The 16,933-nt window shown below is 54.7% G+C and carries 17 protein-coding genes, 1 other RNA gene and 1 pseudogene; 13 read left to right on the plus strand and 6 right to left on the minus strand.

The genetic code is table 11. The annotated features are described in order from the left end of the window. A pseudogene (locus WW58_RS06115) lies at nt 1–442 on the minus strand (hypothetical protein); the annotation flags it as partial. Between the two features lie 127 nt (nt 443–569). On the opposite strand from WW58_RS06115, the gene WW58_RS06120 reads away from it, so the two are divergent. Beyond that, nucleotides 570–1,406 carry a hypothetical protein gene (locus WW58_RS06120; RefSeq protein WP_128191330.1) on the plus strand — a complete coding sequence of 279 codons (837 nt, stop codon included), beginning with the start codon at nt 570–572 and terminating at the stop codon, nt 1,404–1,406. Further along, nucleotides 1,407–1,760 carry a YkgJ family cysteine cluster protein gene (locus tag WW58_RS06125; RefSeq protein WP_046436226.1) on the plus strand — a complete coding sequence of 118 codons (354 nt, stop codon included), beginning with the start codon at nt 1,407–1,409 and terminating at the stop codon, nt 1,758–1,760. Between the two features lie 85 nt (nt 1,761–1,845). On the opposite strand, the gene aroA is transcribed toward WW58_RS06125, so the two are convergent. Beyond that, on the minus strand, nt 1,846–3,153 hold the full coding sequence (aroA, locus tag WW58_RS06130; protein WP_022196976.1) for a 3-phosphoshikimate 1-carboxyvinyltransferase: 1,308 nt from the start codon (nt 3,151–3,153) through the stop codon (nt 1,846–1,848). A gap of 367 nt (nt 3,154–3,520) precedes the next feature. Here aroA and rnpB point away from each other — a divergent pair. The 5 genes from rnpB (at nt 3,521) to WW58_RS06155 (ending at nt 7,851) form a co-directional block, all read left to right on the plus strand. Continuing rightward, nucleotides 3,521–3,939: RNase P RNA component class A (rnpB, locus tag WW58_RS06670), an RNA gene on the plus strand. A gap of 140 nt (nt 3,940–4,079) precedes the next feature. Next, entirely contained in the window at nt 4,080–5,357 is a 1,278-nt protein-coding gene (gene murA / locus WW58_RS06140) for a UDP-N-acetylglucosamine 1-carboxyvinyltransferase (RefSeq protein WP_022196978.1), read from the plus strand. Nucleotides 5,358–5,438: 81 nt separating this feature from the next. Beyond that, nucleotides 5,439–5,708, plus strand: a complete 270-nt coding sequence (locus WW58_RS06145) for an HU family DNA-binding protein (protein WP_012420924.1) — start codon at nt 5,439–5,441, stop codon at nt 5,706–5,708. 131 nt (nt 5,709–5,839) lie between these two features. After that, nucleotides 5,840–6,925 (plus strand): chorismate synthase, encoded by a 1,086-nt coding sequence (gene aroC, locus WW58_RS06150; protein WP_046436231.1) that lies wholly within the window; start codon nt 5,840–5,842, stop codon nt 6,923–6,925. A 32-nt stretch (nt 6,926–6,957) separates the two neighbouring features. Next, nucleotides 6,958–7,851, plus strand: a complete 894-nt coding sequence (locus WW58_RS06155) for a hypothetical protein (protein ID WP_012420926.1) — start codon at nt 6,958–6,960, stop codon at nt 7,849–7,851. Between the two features lie 207 nt (nt 7,852–8,058). Here the strand turns inward: WW58_RS06155 and WW58_RS06160 are convergent, their stop codons facing one another. The 3 genes from WW58_RS06160 to WW58_RS06170 all read right to left on the minus strand — a co-directional run bounded on the left by WW58_RS06160 (nt 8,059) and on the right by WW58_RS06170 (nt 10,067). Beyond that, the gene (locus WW58_RS06160) at nt 8,059–8,493 is read right to left on the minus strand and encodes a flavodoxin domain-containing protein (protein WP_022196981.1); all 435 of its coding nucleotides are present in this window, start codon (nt 8,491–8,493) and stop codon (nt 8,059–8,061) included. Between the two features lie 143 nt (nt 8,494–8,636). Continuing rightward, complete coding sequence (locus WW58_RS06165) at nt 8,637–9,116, minus strand: hypothetical protein (RefSeq protein WP_046436233.1); 480 nt, start codon at nt 9,114–9,116, stop codon at nt 8,637–8,639. A gap of 93 nt (nt 9,117–9,209) precedes the next feature. Then, the gene (locus WW58_RS06170; protein WP_102732656.1) at nt 9,210–10,067 is read right to left on the minus strand and encodes a metallophosphoesterase; all 858 of its coding nucleotides are present in this window, start codon (nt 10,065–10,067) and stop codon (nt 9,210–9,212) included. A gap of 154 nt (nt 10,068–10,221) precedes the next feature. On the opposite strand from WW58_RS06170, the gene WW58_RS06175 reads away from it, so the two are divergent. Both WW58_RS06175 and WW58_RS06180 read left to right on the plus strand, forming a co-directional pair. Further along, nucleotides 10,222–10,914, plus strand: a complete 693-nt coding sequence (locus WW58_RS06175; protein WP_022196984.1) for an iron-sulfur cluster assembly scaffold protein — start codon at nt 10,222–10,224, stop codon at nt 10,912–10,914. Between the two features lie 45 nt (nt 10,915–10,959). Beyond that, nucleotides 10,960–11,967: a GGGtGRT protein gene (locus WW58_RS06180; protein ID WP_012420931.1), complete on the plus strand. Its 1,008-nt coding sequence runs from the start codon at nt 10,960–10,962 to the stop codon at nt 11,965–11,967. Between the two features lie 127 nt (nt 11,968–12,094). Here WW58_RS06180 and WW58_RS06185 read toward each other — a convergent pair whose 3' ends face one another. Then, complete coding sequence (locus WW58_RS06185; protein WP_128155217.1) at nt 12,095–12,685, minus strand: hypothetical protein; 591 nt, start codon at nt 12,683–12,685, stop codon at nt 12,095–12,097. A 212-nt stretch (nt 12,686–12,897) separates the two neighbouring features. Between WW58_RS06185 and WW58_RS06190 the strand changes: the two genes are divergently transcribed. The 4 genes from WW58_RS06190 to WW58_RS06205 form a co-directional block, all read left to right on the plus strand. After that, nucleotides 12,898–13,992: a DNA adenine methylase gene (locus WW58_RS06190; protein WP_046436353.1), complete on the plus strand. Its 1,095-nt coding sequence runs from the start codon at nt 12,898–12,900 to the stop codon at nt 13,990–13,992. A gap of 25 nt (nt 13,993–14,017) precedes the next feature. Next, complete coding sequence (locus tag WW58_RS06195) at nt 14,018–14,905, plus strand: tyrosine recombinase (protein WP_046436238.1); 888 nt, start codon at nt 14,018–14,020, stop codon at nt 14,903–14,905. Nucleotides 14,906–15,225: 320 nt separating this feature from the next. Then, nucleotides 15,226–16,188 carry a hypothetical protein gene (locus tag WW58_RS06200; protein WP_288143417.1) on the plus strand — a complete coding sequence of 321 codons (963 nt, stop codon included), beginning with the start codon at nt 15,226–15,228 and terminating at the stop codon, nt 16,186–16,188. A 14-nt stretch (nt 16,189–16,202) separates the two neighbouring features. Further along, on the plus strand, nt 16,203–16,933 hold a 731-nt coding region (locus WW58_RS06205), incomplete at its 3' end, for a hypothetical protein (RefSeq protein WP_288143426.1).

The raw sequence follows: 16,933 nt of genomic DNA on the forward strand, positions 1-16,933 counted from the left end.
AATTGCCGGGTTTTCCAAAGTCCGGCCGTTGATTGGGCCGTCCGGGCTGAGGGGCCGGCCTGTTGTTTCCCGGACGGAAATGGTCAGGCCTGAAGTGGGGTTTCATCGGCGGTTTTGCCATGGGGCGGCAGTTATGGGGACGGACATAATGCCCGCGGTAATAAGGAGCCGGCCCCCACGTGGGAATATAGTAATTCGGACGGATCAGGTTGATGGAGTAAATGGGGCTTCCGAACGTGTCGTAGGCATAAATGGGTCTTCCTCCATAATATCCGTAAATGGGGTAGCCGGAGCTGTCATACATGTACGACACGCCGGAACCTCCGCTGCTGTAGGAGCCTGACACGCTGAAATGGTCATAATAAGGATCGTAGCAGCTGGACAAAGCACAGCCGATAGCGGCCGCCAGCAGTGAGTTTTTTAAGATAACGTATGCTTTCATGATGACGAAACGGGGTGAATTATATTTTCCCTTCGCCTGAAAAGCGGCAAGGAAAAAGTACATTTGTTTAAAATTATTTTGCTTGGAAACGCACTTACTGTTGTCTTAGACTGCAAAAACGTTCTACGTGATGGGAATTCTTTTTCAAAATAAAAAAGTCGGTCTGGCTCTGCTGTGCGATAACGCCCCTTATACGCTGGCCATGACTCTGGCTTCCTATGGCAGGTCCGGGCTGCTTGGCTATTTTGACGAAGCATGCGCCGTTTTTCCGGAAAGCGCCGTCAAGGTGCGGGAGACGGCCCTTTCCCATGGGCTTTCCGCGGTGGCCGCCCCAGTGGAAGGCGGTTTTATTGGAGCCCTGCATACGGCGGTCAACGCTCTTGATACGGATTACGTGCTGCTGGCGGAGGATGACTGCATGATCTGGGAACACCTGCGCGGGGAAAACCTGGAAAAGCAGTTGAAACGGGCATTGGACCTGCTGATTTCCGGACAGGCGGATATGGTGCGCCTGCGCCATGCATGGCGCGGTTGCACGCGCTATAAGGCCGCTTATACATATTCCTACTTTTATCCCGTGGAACAGCTGGCCACCATGTGGGTGCATGCGGAAGGTTTGTCGGAAGCGCCGGACTGGATTAAAAGCATCCGGCGCTTCTTTCACCCTCTCCGCTCCAAGCGTTCGATAGGCCGTTGCGTTTATGTGGAGCAGAACCCGCATCTTCGCTTTCCCCAGTACATTACCAAGATTGATGAAGGCTATATTATTGACAGCGAGGTTTTCCAGTGGACCAATCAGCCTACGCTCATCGCACGTTCCAGAATCAGGCAGATTCTGACGGGGCTGGAGCAGATGTCCGGCTCCATCGGGAAATTGCCGCAGGATTTTGAACATGCCGTCAATAGCCCGCGATGGAGGAACGCCCATATGAACATAGGCGTCATCAGGGGAATTTTCACTTAAATGCGTATGGAAAACGGCGGAAAAGCGGTGCGGTATGAATGCACCAGATGCGGCGCGTGCTGCCGCTGGGCCGGGGATGTGTGCATTGAAGCGGATGAAATCCGCGAGATTTCCCGTTTCCTGGACATGGACGAACAGGTTTTTATTGACACATGCTGCCGGTTGAGAGCCAACCGGCGCGGATTGTCTATCCGGGACGCGGAAGACGGAGCCTGCATGATGCTGACGAAAGACGGCTGCCGGATTAATCCCGTTAAACCCCGCCAGTGCCGGGATTTTCCCAACAAATGGAATTTTCCCGGCTGGCGGGATTTGTGCCGCGCCAGAGAAGTGGGGGAGGAACGGGAAGCATAATATTTGCCGGGATGCCGCAAGATTCTTTTCTTCTTCCGGCATTATTCCATGGACGGGGTGAAATCCGGCCGGAATCTTGTGTTTTTTACAGGAACTGAGCCAGATCCCGTTCAAAACCGGGATAGGACGTATTGATGCATTCCGCATCCGTCACTACGGTTTCTCCCTGTGCGCTGAGTCCGGCCACCAGGAAGCTCATGGCGATGCGGTGGTCCCCATAACTGGATAATTCCGTTCCCTTCAGGGGAGTGCCGCCGTGAACAACCATGCCATCATCAAATTCTTCCACATCCACGCCCATGAGCCGGAGGTTGGCGGCCGTGGTGGCAATGCGGTCCGTTTCCTTGACGCGCAATTCGCGGGCGTTTCGGACGATGAAGTCTCCCCGGCCCAGGGCTCCCGCTACGGCCAGGATGGGTATCTCGTCAATGAGGTTGGGTATTTCTTCCGGGAGGAGGCTGGTGCCGTGCAGGGAATCCGAACCGTACACGGTAATATCGCCGTATGGTTCGCCGGCATCTTCCGGAGAAGTGGGCACGATGTCCATTCGCGCGCCCATCCGTTGCAGAGCGCTGATGACGGCGTTCCGCGTCTTGTTCAGCCCCACCTGGCGCAACGTCAGGCGGGACCCCGGACGGCTGGCGGCGGCCACCATCCAGAAGGCTGCGGAGGAAATATCTGCCGGGACTGTCAAATTATGGGCGACGGGGAGAGCCGGCCCGCAGGTTCCGACGGTCAGGCCGTCCACGGTGCAGGGAACGCCGAAATGGCGGAACAGGCGTTCTGTATGGTCGCGGGTGGCGGCCGGCTGGCGCACAGTGGTGGTTCCGTCCGCAAACATGCCCGCCAATAGAATGGCGCTTTTAACCTGGGCGCTGGCCATGGGAAGCGCGTAGGAAATAGGGTGCACCCGCCCGCCGTGAATGCTCAGCGGAGCACAGCCCGGTTTGGTTCCCCGGGCTTCAATCCGCGCTCCCATTTGTTCCAGCGGCTGCATGATGCGGCCCATGGGGCGGGAGCTCAGGGAAGCGTCTCCAAACATTTCCGAATCAAAGGGGCAGGCGGCCAGCATCCCGGCCAGCAGCCTCATGCCCGTACCGGAATTGCCGCAGTCGATGGGCCGTTCAGGAGCCTTGGGGCTCATGGCGACGCCCGTAATTCGGAAGCGGACGGGACCGTATCCCTGCCGTTCTTCCAGCACATCCACTTTGGCGCCCAGCTGCTCCATGGCGCGCAGGGTATTCAGGCAATCTTCACTGCATAGAAAATTATCCACTTCCGTCACTCCTTGCGCCAGGCCTCCCAGAATGGCGGCGCGGTGGGAAATGCTTTTGTCTCCGGGTACGGTCAGTACCCCTTGCAGGGAGGAAATGGAATGGGAATGAAGGTTCATGAGTTTCCGGAAGAACTACCCTGTATCGGCTGCCGAATCAAGCCAATTACGAGACGGGCGGAGGCATCAGGGGACATTCCAGAATGGAGTTGATTTTCCGGGACGGTGGCGTATATTCATGTGCGTTATCGGCTGCATCCCCCTGAAAAGAAGGAGAGAGCTTTTCAGGATCAATGGATCAAGCTGGTTTTCATAGGTAGTAAGTTGGAGCGGCCACGGGAGCAGTCCTGTGGCCGCTTTACCTTATTCAGGGAAGAGGGCGCCCATTGGCTTGAAGAAGGAAGCGGAAGGAAGAAAGAAACAAAATTCTTTCCATGTCTGCTTTGGGCTTTACCGCGAGCCGATGAAAGCGTATGTAGTCCATGCCGATCAGGTTCGGGTGGTCGCTGTTCCGGTCTCCGGACCGGAGTAGAGGAAAGTCCGGACATCACAAGGCAGCGTGTCCCGTGAAAGCGGGAGACGGGAATCTCCCAAGGGTTCCCGGACGGAAAGTGCCACAGAAAACAAACCGCCCGGATGGGGTTCTCCTCATGCCGGGCAAGGGTGAAAAGGGGAGGTAAGAGCTCACCGCTCCGAGGGTGACCAAGGAGGCATGGTAAACCCCGCGCGATGCAAGACAAACAGGGGAAGGGTCGCCTGCCCGCCGGATCCCCGGGTATTAGTCGCATCCGTTTCGTGAAAGCGAACGGGCGCGCGGAACGTCTGACCGCGGTCCGCGTGAGAAAAATGACCGCACAGCCGGCTCTGTCCGGCGGACAAAATCTGGCTTACAGAACCTGGTCGGCTCCTGCTTTTTTACCATGCCGTTTTCCTTCCCTCTTTTCGGGGGAAGAGAAACATCCGGGAATTTGTCCCGTTCCGGGGGCTCTTTGGGGTTGCATGGGCGTTTTAAATGTGTAGAATCCGTCACCTAATTGCAACCCACTATGGAGAAGCTTGTCGTACATGGAGGTTTTACGCTGAGGGGAGCCGTCAATATCAGCGGGTCCAAAAATGCCTCCCTGCCTATTTTGGCCGCATCCCTGCTGACGGATGAGCCTGTAGTGGTGCGCCGGGTTCCGGATGTTTCCGATACCAATTTCATGGTTCAGATCATGGGCCAGCTGGGAGCCTCCGTGGAACGGTCCAGCGGCAATGTGCGCGTGGAAGCCAGGAGTCTGCATTCCGAAGCCGCTTATGAACAGGTACGCAAGATGCGCGCCTCCATCTGCCTGATGGGGCCCTTGATGGCCCGCATGCAGCGGTGCGTGATTCCCCTGCCGGGCGGCTGTGTGATTGGCGACCGTCCTGTGGATCTGCATATCAGGGCCATCCAGGCATTGGGGGCACAGGTGCAGATTGAGCGCGGCAACCTGATTATTGAAGCTCCCAGGGGGTTGAAAGGAGCCACGGTGGATTTGAGCGGCGACCACGGCCCCACCGTTCTGGGAACGGACAACCTGATGATGGCCGCCGTATTGGCGGAAGGCACCACCGTTATTGAATCCGCAGCCTCCGAACCGGAAGTGGTGGATCTGGCGAACTTTTTAATCAAGATGGGCGCCAATATTCAAGGTGCGGGAACGCGCCGGATCGTCATTGAGGGAGTGGAAAAGCTCCGTGGCTGCAACCATACCGTTATCCCGGACCGCATTGAGGCCGGCACCTTTATGGTGGCGGCGGCCATGATGGGGGATGGCGTGACCCTGCGGCGCGTGTGTGAGGAACACATGACTGTGGTGACGGATTTGCTCCGGAAGTGCGGCCACCACGTGGAATTCAACGAGCGGGGGGATACGGTCACCATCATTGCCGGGAAAACGCCCAAATGCGGAGAAATCAAGACTGCCCCGTATCCCGGCTACCCCACGGACATGCAGGCCCAGATGACGGCTCTCTTCGCCACCACGCCGGGCATCTCCGTGGTGAAGGATACTATTTTCCCGCAGCGTTTCATGCACTGCTCCGAACTCAAGCGCATGGGGGCGGACATCAAGGTGGATAACGGCACCGCCGTCATTTCCGGAGTGGAAACGCTCAGCGGCGCCCCCGTCATGGCCTCCGACCTGCGGGCCTCCGCCGCCCTGGTGCTGGCAGCCCTGAAGGCGGAAGGCACTACGGAAATCCACCGCCTGTACCATATTGACCGAGGCTATGAAATGATTGACGAAAAACTCCTGGCCATCGGCGCTGCAGTAGAAAGGCTGCCGGATGACGACAATTAACGCCGTTTTAGGTCCTGATTTTCCTTCATACCGCATTTTTTCTTTACTGTCAGGGCTCCATATGCTATTCACCGAAGTCCTATGAACAAGGCTCAACTGATCGAACTGATTCAAAGCAAGCTGGGTGCTGATACGACCAAGAAGCACGCTGAAGAAGCTCTGGCCGCTGTACTGGAATCCATCAAGGAAGGCGTGAAGGAATCCGGCAAGGTGCAGATCATTGGCTTTGGTACTTTTGCTACCAAGACCCGTGAAGCCCGTACCGGCCGCAACCCGAAGACCGGCAACACGATCAATATTCCCGCCTCCAAGACGGTTGCTTTCAAGGCATCTTCCGCCTTGAAGGACTAAGACGGCAACTCCTTCTCAAGGGAGTACTTTTCTTTCAGCACCCCCGTCCTTTGAGGACAGGGGTGTTTTTTATGTCCCGCTGCGGATGCCCACGGCTTGACCGGATGAATGCCGCCGTCTAGAATGCCGCCATGTCCAGCAGTTTTGGTCAGGTGTTCAGAATTTCTACCTGGGGTGAATCCCATGGAACTGGGGTAGGCGTGGTGATTGATGGTTGCCCGTCCCTCGTCCCGGTGATGGAAGAAGACATTCAGCGGGAGCTGGACCGGCGCAGGCCGGGACAAAGCGACATCGTAACCCCCCGCAGGGAGGAAGACCGCGCGGAAATCCTTTCCGGAGTGCTGGACGGCAAAACCCTGGGAACGCCTATCGCCATCAGTGTTCGGAACAAGGATCACCGCTCTTCCGCCTATGACGAGATGGCCAGCACGTACCGGCCTTCCCATGCGGACTACACATACGACGCTAAATACGGTATTCGCGCCTGGGCAGGGGGGGGCCGGGCCTCCGCACGGGAAACCATCGGCCGCGTCGCAGCCGGAGCCGTGGCCAGGGCTGTACTGAAGCAGGCTTTTCCCGACATGGAGGTCATAGCCTGGGTGGATCAGGTTCACCATGTGAAAGCTTCCGTGGACTGGGAGGCCGTGACGGCTTCCGTTATTGAAAGCAACATCGTTCGTACGGCGGATTCCTCCGCTGCGGAAGCCATGATCGCTGCCATCAAGGAAGCTCGTGACTCCGGAAACTCCTTGGGCGGCGTGGTCAAATGCGTGGTGCGCGGCTGCCCTCCCGGGCTGGGTGACCCGGTCTTTGACAAGCTGGACGCTACGCTAGCCCACGCCATGATGAGCATTCCCGCCACCAAGGCTTTCGCCGTGGGTTCCGGTTTTGAAGCGGCGGGCATGACCGGTCTGGAACATAATGACCCTTTTTACATGCAGGGCCGCCGGGTGCGTACCGCCACCAACCACTCCGGCGGTATTCAGGGAGGCATCTCCAACGGGGAGGACATTCTGATGCGCATCGGCTTCAAGCCTACGGCCACCTTGATGATTGACCAGCAGACGGTCAACAGGGACGGGGAGGATGCCCGGCTCAAGGGCAGGGGACGGCATGATGCCTGCGTACTGCCGCGCGCCGTGCCCATTGTGGAGGCCATGGCCTGGCTCTGCCTGTGCGACCACTACCTGCGCCAACGCTGCCAGAGGGCTTTGTAACAACCGGTTTCACGGCTTCTTTTCCCTCACTCATGGATTCCTCCCTCACATTTTACCTGGTTCTGGGCGCATTGCTGCTGGGTTTCATCGTGCTCGGCATGCTGAAGGGGATGATTAAGATGCTCCTGTTCGGTGCGGCAGTGCTCTCTTCCGTAGCCGCTTACTTCTGGCTATCCAAATACGGTTTCACCTACCTCTCTTTCATCACCAGCGACCCTCGGGAATGGATGGTCACTGTGCTGTCCGTCGGAGGCGCGGCGGCGGTCTTCTTTGTCTTTATGCACGGTCTCTTCTGGTTCAGCGACGTCTTCTCCTGGGGACGGCGCATGGGCTTCGGCGGGGCCAAGGGAATCGTCACGACGGTACTGATGGCGGCAGTCGTATGCTGGGTGGGAGTCATGTGCATCTTCTTTTACGGCTCCATGGCGGAAATGACCCGCGCCCGAGAACTGGCCCTGTACCACATGGACCCCAACCGCACCATTTCCCTCCCTGCCATTTATTCCATCAAAAAGTCCATCATGGACAACCCCCACCTGAGCTGGCTGGAAAAAATATCTCCGGAGCATGATCCGGAACGGCTTTCCCTGGCAAAAATGATCGCCTACCTGGTGACGCTCAGTCCGGAGCTCTCCGACCAGCGGCGCACCCAGCTGGACTGCTATATGCCCCGTTCCCGCATTACCAGCCGCGTGCTAAGCCTGAAAAGCCTGAGCGAAGACCCCGCCATCCGTCTTCTGGTGCAGAAGGGGGATATGCAGGGCTTATACAATGACGTCAAGCTGACCCGCTTTCTGGAAGACCACGATGTCCGTTCCGTCCTGTCCCAACTGGATGTTGATCGTGTGCTGGGCTTTGTCACGGAAATTCGCCGGACGGCCCCAGCCGGAAATGAATACATTCCCGAAGCCACGCCAATTGAGTGATAAACGCGGATTTTTTGTTCCGCCGTAGTGGATTCGTTCCTTTTATCCGCCTTTAATTCAAGAAAAAATCAGGGAATTATCCCCCCCTTGCGCCCGAACCGGAAAAAGAGAGTTCCTGCTTTTTTTAGGAAAAAGCGCTTCCTCCAGGCGTTCGTCCCGGAAGAAGTGCTCTTTTGAAGATAAGATGACTGAAATCTTGAAAAAACATCAGGAGAGTTTTTCCGCGATGGCATCCACCCATTCCGGGAAGGTGTCATCATGGTCTCCATTGGAAAGCACTACCGGCAGAAGCCTTTGCGCTTTCAAACGTTCCAGGAAGGAATCGAAGTCCTTGCCAGCCTGGCAGAAGTTTTCATAAAATTCATCTCCAAGGGCAAAAACGGCGTAGCTTACCTCGGACAAATCTTCCGAAGAGTCCTTCAATTCCTGATGGAGGGCCTCTGCGTTGGTGGGAGGTTCTCCGTCCCCCCACGTACTGGTGATGACCAGCAGCGTTCCCGCATTCTTCAACTGTTCCACCGTCATACCTTCCATGTCAACCACCTTTGCCTGATGGCCGAGCTTGGTCAATTTTGCCCGCGCGTCCTGGGCCAGACTCTCCGAATTGCCGGTTTCCGTTCCGTAGATAATAGTGATTTCCATGCGTTCTGATTATTAGTTCGACAACGAAAGTTAGATTGAACTAATTAAACAGGCAAGACAAAACAGCGGGACGACGGTTGAATTTTTCTTCCTTGTTCATCCTTCCGGGTAACTGGTTTTCCGGAAAATTCTCCGATGCCATACTACTCTCGTTTGATTATCAAAGTATTCGGATGCTGTGGAAAGGTGAAGCACCAGCCGAAAAGACGCGCAAAACGGTAGTATAATCCCTTGCGGCAGGAATTTTGGCTGGTCATGATATCGTAAAAAGCCAGGTCAATCTGGCTTCTGGAAATAGGGGCTCCATTCATTTTGGCGTGCAGCATGGCGTCGTGGAACAGGGAAGGGAGGAGCATATCCGGAGGGGTGGCCCCCCAGGTGACGCCGTCCCAGCCATAGCCGGGAGTAATGCTGAAACGACCGCCCTCTGCCTGCATGCGTATGGATGGGTCATACACGCTGACGGCTGTCCAGCGGCCAAAATCCGCCTTTTTTCTTCCGCTGGTCCAGCTGATGGCGTTTTTAGTGATGTAGAAAGGCTTGTCTTCATAGAGGGTTTCTTCATACCAGCCTGCCACGGGTTCCGGGGCCGCGGCTGGCGTGGAGCAGGATTCCAGAAACATGGCTGCACATATTGTTGTGAACAATATGTAAATACAATGTGAATAAGAAATAAAGGGCATGAGGGGACGGAGCGTTATCCGGATAGTTGTTTCTTATTGGATTTCCAGCACGATGATTTCCGGAGGGCAGCAGAAGCGCAGGGGAAGAACGCTGCATCCCAAACCTCGGGTAATGAGGAAGGGAGTTCCGTTCAGCTGGGACCAGGGATAGGAAAATTTGACCTTCTCTCGTGAGATGTTTGCCAGGGCCCTGCCTCCGGGAAGGCATATCTGGCCTCCGTGGGTATGCGCGCTGATGACGAGGTCCGCCGTGCCGGGAGCCAGCAGGGGAAAAATGTCGGGTACATGTGAAAGAAGGATATGCGGAATATCCGGGGAAAAACGCAGAGGCAATTCCTCCGGCCTGATTCTCAGGTGGTAGTCGTCCCTGACGGAGGAAAGCTGCAGCTCACGGCCTCCGGGAAGGTGCAGCAGCAGGGAATCATTCCACATGGGCAGGATGCCCAGCCCGGAAAACATGTTGCGCCATAAGTTCCAGCCGTAATACTGGTCATGGTTGCCCTGCACGGCAAAAATGCCGAGAGGGGCTTTCAACATCTTGAAATATTCCCGGGCCGTCTCCGGGGCCATGCTGCTCTCCCTCGTGTGGCCGTTGGCATAATCCCCCAGCAGGAAAATCATATCCGGCCGAGCTTCCATGATTGTTTCCATGTACTTGTGTGCCAGATCGCCTCCGTTCGGACGCAGATGGAAATCCCCGGCAATCGCGATGCGGAGGGGAGGGCCTTCTTTTCTCTTCCACTGAGGCATCTCCATCGTAGCCGTGACGGTTTCCACACGCCTGGGTTCCACCTGCCATGCCCACATGAATAAGGAGAAGCCAATCATCAATATTGGGACAAAGATGATTGCCAATTTGTTGAGAAAGAGTCGGCGTGGTCGTGACTTCATGCAGGGCAGGGCTCCTGACTGATTATGAGGCCTTTTAACCGATTTTCAATCATTCGTGTTTGCTAATCGGGAATTTTGCTGGTATGATCCGTCCCGCTCAAGGTAGGGCTGTCCGATGACTGCAGCTCTATCTTCATATTAACATCCTAATACCATGCAGTTTACACACGAAATCGAACAAATGTGTTGCGTCAAGAAAGGCTGCAACCATGGTCCGGCCCCTATCCCGCAGGAAGGCAACTGGACGCAATCCAGGGAAATCACGGATATTTCCGGCCTGACCCACGGCGTGGGCTGGTGCGCTCCCCAGCAGGGCACCTGCAAACTGACGCTGAATGTCAAAAACGGCATCATTGAAGAAGCACTCGTGGAAACCAGCGGCTGCTCCGGCATGACCCATTCCGCCGCCATGGCTGCGGAAATCCTGCCCGGCAAGACCGTACTGGAAGCAATGAACACGGACCTCGTGTGCGACGCCATCAACACCGCCATGCGCGAACTGTTCCTGCAGATCGTGTACGGCCGCACCCAGAGCGCTTTCTCTGAAGGAGGCCTTCCCATCGGCGCCGGTCTTGAAGACCTCGGCAAGGGGCTTCGCTCCCAGATTGGCACCCTGTACGGCACCCGAGCCAAGGGCCCCCGCTATTTGGAAATGGCTGAAGGCTACATTACCAAGCTTGCCCTGGATGAAGACGGTGAAATCATCGGCTACGAGTTTGTGCGCATGGGGCCGATGATGGAAATGATCAAGAAGGGCGTGGACGCCAACGAAGCCGTCGCCAAATGCACGGGCAACTACGGTCGTTTCGATGAGGCAGCCAAGTACATTGATCCTCGTCACGAATGAGATTGAATTAAAAAGAGTATCTTAACTTCAAGCACTATTACTATTATGCCTCTTTTCGAATCCTACGACCGCCGCATCAAGCAGATCAATGAAGCCCTGGCCAAATACGGCATCGGCTCCATTGAAGAAGCGGAACAACTCTGCCTTTCCAAGGGAATCAACCCCCGTGAAATTGTGAACGGCATTCAGCCCATCGCGTTTGAAAACGCCGGCTGGGCCTATGTGGTGGGAGCCGCCATCGCCATCAAGAAGGGCTGCACGAAAGCCGCCGACGCTGCTGAAGCCATCGGAGAAGGCCTTCAGTCCTTCTGCATTCCCGGCTCCGTTGCGGATGAACGCAAGGTGGGCCTGGGCCACGGCAACCTGGCCGCCATGCTCCTGCGCGATGAAACGGAATGCTTCTGCTTCCTGGCCGGGCACGAATCCTTTGCCGCCGCTGAAGGTGCCATCGGTATTGCCAAGTCCGCCAACCGCGTCCGCAAGCAGGATCTCCGCGTCTGCCTGAACGGCCTCGGCAAGGATGCCGCGTACATCATCTCCCGCATCAACGGGTTTACATATGTGCAAACCAAGTTCGACTATGCCACGGGCAAGCTGAACATCATCCAGGAGAAAGCTTTCTCCAAAGGCCCCAAAGCCGCCGTGCGCGTGTATGGCTGCGATGATGTGCGCGAAGGCGTGGCTGTCATGTGGAATGAAGGCGTGGACGTTTCCATTACCGGAAACTCCACCAACCCCACCCGCTTCCAGCACCCGGTGGCCGGCACCTACAAGAAGGAATGCAATGAGAAGGGCAAGAAGTACTTCTCCGTGGCTTCCGGCGGCGGCACGGGCCGTACCCTGCACCCGGACAACATGGCGGCCGGTCCCGCCTCCTACGGCATGACTGACACCATGGGCCGCATGCACTCCGATGCCCAGTTCGCCGGTTCTTCCTCCGTGCCCGCCCATGTGGAAATGATGGGCCTCATCGGCATGGGCAATAACCCGATGGTTGGCGCTTCCGTAGCGGTGGCCGTGGCTGTTGAAGAAGCCGCCAAGCAGAACGCCTGAGCGAGCAGCTGATCAAAAAAACCGCAGAGCCGCTTTCCCGATTAGGGAAAGCGGCTCTTTTAGCAATTGAAAGAAAAAGGGGGGATGTCCCCATTTCCGGCCCCCTCTTCCTGCCCTTGTATCCGCATCAGCTTCCGATACGGAATCTTCCATCCCGGTCCGCCCGGGGAGGAAGTCCGCGCGAAGGAACGGATCTTCTGGAAACGGATTCCTGCCTGGCAGAGGACGGCTTGACGGAGCGGATTTCCGGGCGGGAGGCAGAACCGGGAACAACCGTTTTTCCCGGTTGCGTGCCGTGGGAGGAAGGGAGAACAGGAACGGTTCCGACAACCGTTTTTTGCCGTTCATGGGCCTTATAGGCGCGTTGCAGGGTAAAATCCCGCTGTTCTCCCGGTCTCAGGGAATAATCCGCCTTTTGGGGAGCTCCGGCTTTTTGCGCCAGAGGTTCCACGCGCCGCTGCAGCTGCGCGGCGGCATCCAGTTTGCCGGCCACCCATTCCGGATTCCATTCCGGCTCGGATGTTTTCAGGGACTGAAGCAACTGCGCCGCTTTTTTGCCGCTTTCCAGGGCTGCCTTATAATCCCCCTCCTTCTCCTGCCGTGCCGCGCGCGTCAGGGAAAGATTGGCTTCGTAAAAAGTGTCTCCGGGATTGCCAAAGGCCGTTGTAGCCGCCAGGAACATGCAGAGCAGGGAACAGGGTAGAAACTTCCTTTTCATGATTGTTGGCACGATAACATGATTCCTCGTTTTGGAAAGTCCTTTCTTCCGGCATGTTTTGCGCAGGGCCGGACTCCGTTTCCCTTGCGGATAGAGGAAAGGTTCTCCATTCCGCACCCCGGAGCAACTTGACGGAAAGTCCGGAGTGCCGTATGCTGGGCGGGACCTGCTATATGACCCGGAACGAGCCATCATCCCTTCCAGCTCCGCAGATGGAGGAAGATCCCAGATTCCTGACGGAACAAATTGTAACCTATTTGGGCAATAAGCGTTCCCTGCTTCATTTTCTGGGGACGGGACTGGAACAGGTGAAAAAACGCCTGGGTAAGGAAAGACTGAAAGCAGGGGATCTTTTTTCCGGCAGCGGCATTGTGGCGCGTTTTCTGAAACAGCATTCGGAAGAGTTGATCGTCAATGATCTGGAGGAATACAGCCGGGTCGTCAATACCTGTTACCTGAGCAACGCGGAGGAAGTGGAAAATCTGGAGCTGGACAGGCATTACAGACGCCTGCTGCGGTATATGGAAACGCATGAATCCCCTGGCTTCATCACGGAACTGTACGCTCCCAGAAATCCGGACTGCATCACGGCGGATGACCGCGTTTTCTATACGCGCCGCAACGCCGTGTACCTGGATACGGCGCGGCAGACCATCAATTTGCTTCCGGCAGAAATCAGGCCCTATTTTATCGCTCCTCTACTGGCGGAAGCTTCCGTCCACACAAACACGTCCGGCGTATTCAAAGGCTTTTACAAAGACAGAAACGGAATCGGCAAATTCGGGGGAACGGGGGGCAACGCCCTTTCTCGCATTCTGGGCGACATTTCGCTGCCGTTTCCCGTGTTTTCCCGGTTTGACTGCCGGTATTCCATCCATTGCCGCGATGCCAATGAACTGGCTGCCGAGCTTCCGGAAATGGATGTGGTGTACCTGGACCCTCCCTATAACCAGCATCCGTACGGTTCCAATTATTTCATGCTGAATTTGCTGTCTTCTTATGAAAAGCCGGAGGAAACCAGCCGAGTTTCCGGCATTCCCGCAGATTGGAAACGCTCCATGTACAACAGCCGCCAGCATGCTCCGGAGGCCCTGTTCCGGCTGCTGGAGGATTGCCCGGCCAAATTTATTCTGCTTTCCTACAGTTCTGAGGGGTTCATTAACTATGAGGAAATGACCAGTTTCCTTAGACGCCTGGGCCGTACCGTTACGCTGGAAACGCCGTACGCCGCGTTCCGGGGCAGCCGGAATTTCAGAAACCGTCCTCAGAACGTGACGGAATTCCTGTTCCTGGTGGAACGGTTTTAACAGACAACAGGAAAGGCAAGCCTCCATGCAGACTCATTTGGAACGCTTCATCCGTTTTCTGGCCGCGGAGAAAGGCTTGAGCACCGCCTACCAGCTTTCCGTGAGACAGACGCTGGAGGAATTTGCCCGGTTTCTGGAAATGGAAAATACCGGCCTTGCCCAAACGGGCATTGATACGCTTTCGGCATTTCTGCGGCATTTGCAGGACCGGGGCATGGCCCGCAGCTCCATGCGGGTGGAAATGGTGCATCTGCGTATTTTTTTCCGGTGGCTGGCCGGAACGGGAATACTGGAAAAAGACCCTTCCGTATTTCTGGAAATGCCCCGGCAGGGGCTATCGCTTCCCCATGTGCTGGATCAGAAAACCGTTTCAAGTTTGCTTGAAAGCATTGACATTCAAGATATTCCTTTAGGATGTAGAGACAGAGCGCTCCTGGAGATGATTTACGCCTGCGGGATGCGTGTTAGCGAAATAATCAATTGCAAATTAGAGAGTTTTGATAGAGATGAAGCTTTTGTCCGCGTGCTGGGGAAGGGGGATAAAACCCGGCTGGTGCCCGTAGGGAGATCCGCTTTGAACGCTTTGCAAATGTATTTGGAAAAAGGAAGACCAAAACTGGTCAGGACAGTGACGAAAAGTCATATCTTTCTGACAGTGCGCGGCCGACCGTTGACGAGGGAGCGGGTTCGCCAAATTCTCCGGGAACGTGCCAGAGCCGCAGGACTGGAACAGCATGTTTTCCCGCATATCCTGCGCCATTCCTTCGCCACGCATCTTCTGGAAAACGGAGCGGATCTGCGCATTATTCAGGAGATGCTGGGCCATGCCGATATTTCAACCACCCAGATCTATACGCATTTGGAGCAGCAGCGGCTGAACTCGATTCATCACCGCTTTCATCCCAGAGGATAGGAACGCTAATTCATCATTCATTCCCATGCCGCGTTTTTTCACATCCTCCCAATCATATCATAATCATTTAAATATTAACGTCTGGAGAATTATTCTACCGGAATTATATTTGGCATTACATATATTATGCGAAGTATAGTTTAGGCAGCATTCTCCCATTCTCATTGGACGGAAAACGCGCTCTGTCACTTGACAAATATGCAAGCATTTCATAGCTTCATTAAATGAGTGGCCCTTGCCTTGTCCGTACCGTTGCCATTTTCATCCTTTTTTCATCTTTTTCCCTTCTTCATGCCGAAGATGAGGAATTTTCCGATATCATGGAACTGGTATCGGAAACGGAGAACTGTTCCGCCAAACTGGCCCGTGACAAAAACGCGACGGAAGAACAGAAGAAGGAAGACAGAAAGCGCAGGAAAATCGGCATTGGAGAAACGGTCACCGTTACCCTGAACTGTAAAAAGCCGTTTCTATTGGAGCCGAAGGATCAAATTCAATGGAAAGTGATTGAAGGCAAAGAGTTGCTTGAAGATGGATTAAAAACAGAAGAAACAACAGAAAAAGCGAAATTTCGGATAAATCCTTGCGCCAGTAAAGAACAAATCCAGCAGTCCGGAGGGAAAGTAGCCATTGAAGTGGAAACCGAACAGGGAACAGCCCTCCCCCGCCCTATCGAATTTGACGTGGTTTTCCCTGAACAGCTTACTGCGGAACATGAAACTTTGGGAGGGATGGTCAAAGGTCTCCCTGCCACAGATATGAATTTTCCTGGTGATGGAGATCCTGACCACGGCGTATCTGCTCAGCTTGTCGTTTCCGTTCATCCCCTAGATGTCTGTTTTAAAGGGATTCGTGTCATTGAAAAAGACAAGGGGTATGCAGGGGCTTCCGGGAGTCTGGCCCAGCCCCATGCAGCGGACAGCGTTTGGAGCGTGGGCCTTGACAACCGTTTTGGATTGCATGACAACATAGGTATAAAATCCGGGGTGAATGGCTATATGCAATGGGATGAAATTCAGGGTTATGATGCCGATGGTCATCCTGTCTATAAACATTCGTATCCTAATGAATTTACATGGAATTGCCTTTTCAGGACATATGGGGGAGATGAAAACAAAGAAGGAATATCCGATATTGCCACGGTTTTTCAGAATTTTTATATAGAGAGTAAAGGAGAAGGATTGTTTTACGCCAGAATCCGTAAATTTCTGGTGGATACCAAGAAGAAGGATGAATGTTCCGTTGAACGGACGTCTGGCGGCGATCATATTTTTAAACCCTGATATATAATTTGACGATGAAGTCTATAATAAAATGTTTCCTGTCTTGTTCCACCTCCGCAGCGCTGCTTGCGACCTTTTCCTCTGTTATTGCATTTCCTTCGTCCGCCGCTTTTCCGGCAGATTCGCAAGAATTGAGACTCAGCAGGGATTCCGACATTGGAGAACTAAAAAAACTTCTCAATCAGGGAGATCTGGTGAAGTTTTACCAAACAGCCCACACCCATATGGAGCAGCTTGAGTGGAGAGACATCAGAGGGGGAGTTTCCCCGGACAAGCTGGATCGGTTATTGTTGATTGCCCGGCTAGCTTCCGCAGCCCCCCTGTTTAAAGAGAACGAGAACACGCCGTTCGAACAAATGACGCAGGATTTCGATTCGGCAAGAGATATCAGTCTCAAGGGGAAAGTTATGAAAAACCTGCTCATCATTTCCAAAATCAATCTTAGGCAACAATGCTCTGCCGTGAGAAAGAAAGAAGTGGGTCAGCTTTGCTCCATTTACGCGGCAACGATGCTGAAGATGATGAAAGAAGCCTACATTCCTGATTTCGAGGGCTGGAAGAAGGAAATTATGGAGAGCAAAACGGCGGTTTGGAACAAAGAGTTTAACGCCAAATGGGAGTCCTTCCTGAAAGAAAGAGATGAAAGAAGTGAGCGAGCCAGGAAGGAGCTATCCATACCCTTCAAACAGAGAATGAGAATGAGACAGCAAAAAACGGAAGAGGAACGAATGAGAGACAGGGAATT

The organism is Akkermansia sp. UNK.MGS-1 (assembly GCF_000980515.1).
Taxonomy (GTDB): domain Bacteria; phylum Verrucomicrobiota; class Verrucomicrobiia; order Verrucomicrobiales; family Akkermansiaceae; genus Akkermansia; species Akkermansia muciniphila.

Bases quoted from the DNA above. Each gene is read 5' to 3' on its own strand.
- WW58_RS06125 (WP_046436226.1), top strand. From the start codon at position 1,407: ATGCGTATGGAAAACGGCGGAAAAGCGGTGCGGTATGAATGCACCAGA.
- aroA (WP_022196976.1), bottom strand. From the start codon at position 3,153: ATGAACCTTCATTCCCATTCCATTTCCTCCCTGCAAGGGGTACTGACC.
- murA (WP_022196978.1), top strand. From the start codon at position 4,080: ATGGAGAAGCTTGTCGTACATGGAGGTTTTACGCTGAGGGGAGCCGTC.
- WW58_RS06145 (WP_012420924.1), top strand. From the start codon at position 5,439: ATGAACAAGGCTCAACTGATCGAACTGATTCAAAGCAAGCTGGGTGCT.
- aroC (WP_046436231.1), top strand. From the start codon at position 5,840: ATGTCCAGCAGTTTTGGTCAGGTGTTCAGAATTTCTACCTGGGGTGAA.
- WW58_RS06155 (WP_012420926.1), top strand. From the start codon at position 6,958: ATGGATTCCTCCCTCACATTTTACCTGGTTCTGGGCGCATTGCTGCTG.
- WW58_RS06160 (WP_022196981.1), bottom strand. From the start codon at position 8,493: ATGGAAATCACTATTATCTACGGAACGGAAACCGGCAATTCGGAGAGT.
- WW58_RS06165 (WP_046436233.1), bottom strand. From the start codon at position 9,116: ATGTTTCTGGAATCCTGCTCCACGCCAGCCGCGGCCCCGGAACCCGTG.
- WW58_RS06170 (WP_102732656.1), bottom strand. From the start codon at position 10,067: ATGAAGTCACGACCACGCCGACTCTTTCTCAACAAATTGGCAATCATC.
- WW58_RS06175 (WP_022196984.1), top strand. From the start codon at position 10,222: ATGCAGTTTACACACGAAATCGAACAAATGTGTTGCGTCAAGAAAGGC.
- WW58_RS06180 (WP_012420931.1), top strand. From the start codon at position 10,960: ATGCCTCTTTTCGAATCCTACGACCGCCGCATCAAGCAGATCAATGAA.
- WW58_RS06185 (WP_128155217.1), bottom strand. From the start codon at position 12,685: ATGAAAAGGAAGTTTCTACCCTGTTCCCTGCTCTGCATGTTCCTGGCG.
- WW58_RS06190 (WP_046436353.1), top strand. From the start codon at position 12,898: ATGGAGGAAGATCCCAGATTCCTGACGGAACAAATTGTAACCTATTTG.
- WW58_RS06195 (WP_046436238.1), top strand. From the start codon at position 14,018: ATGCAGACTCATTTGGAACGCTTCATCCGTTTTCTGGCCGCGGAGAAA.
- WW58_RS06200 (WP_288143417.1), top strand. From the start codon at position 15,226: ATGGAACTGGTATCGGAAACGGAGAACTGTTCCGCCAAACTGGCCCGT.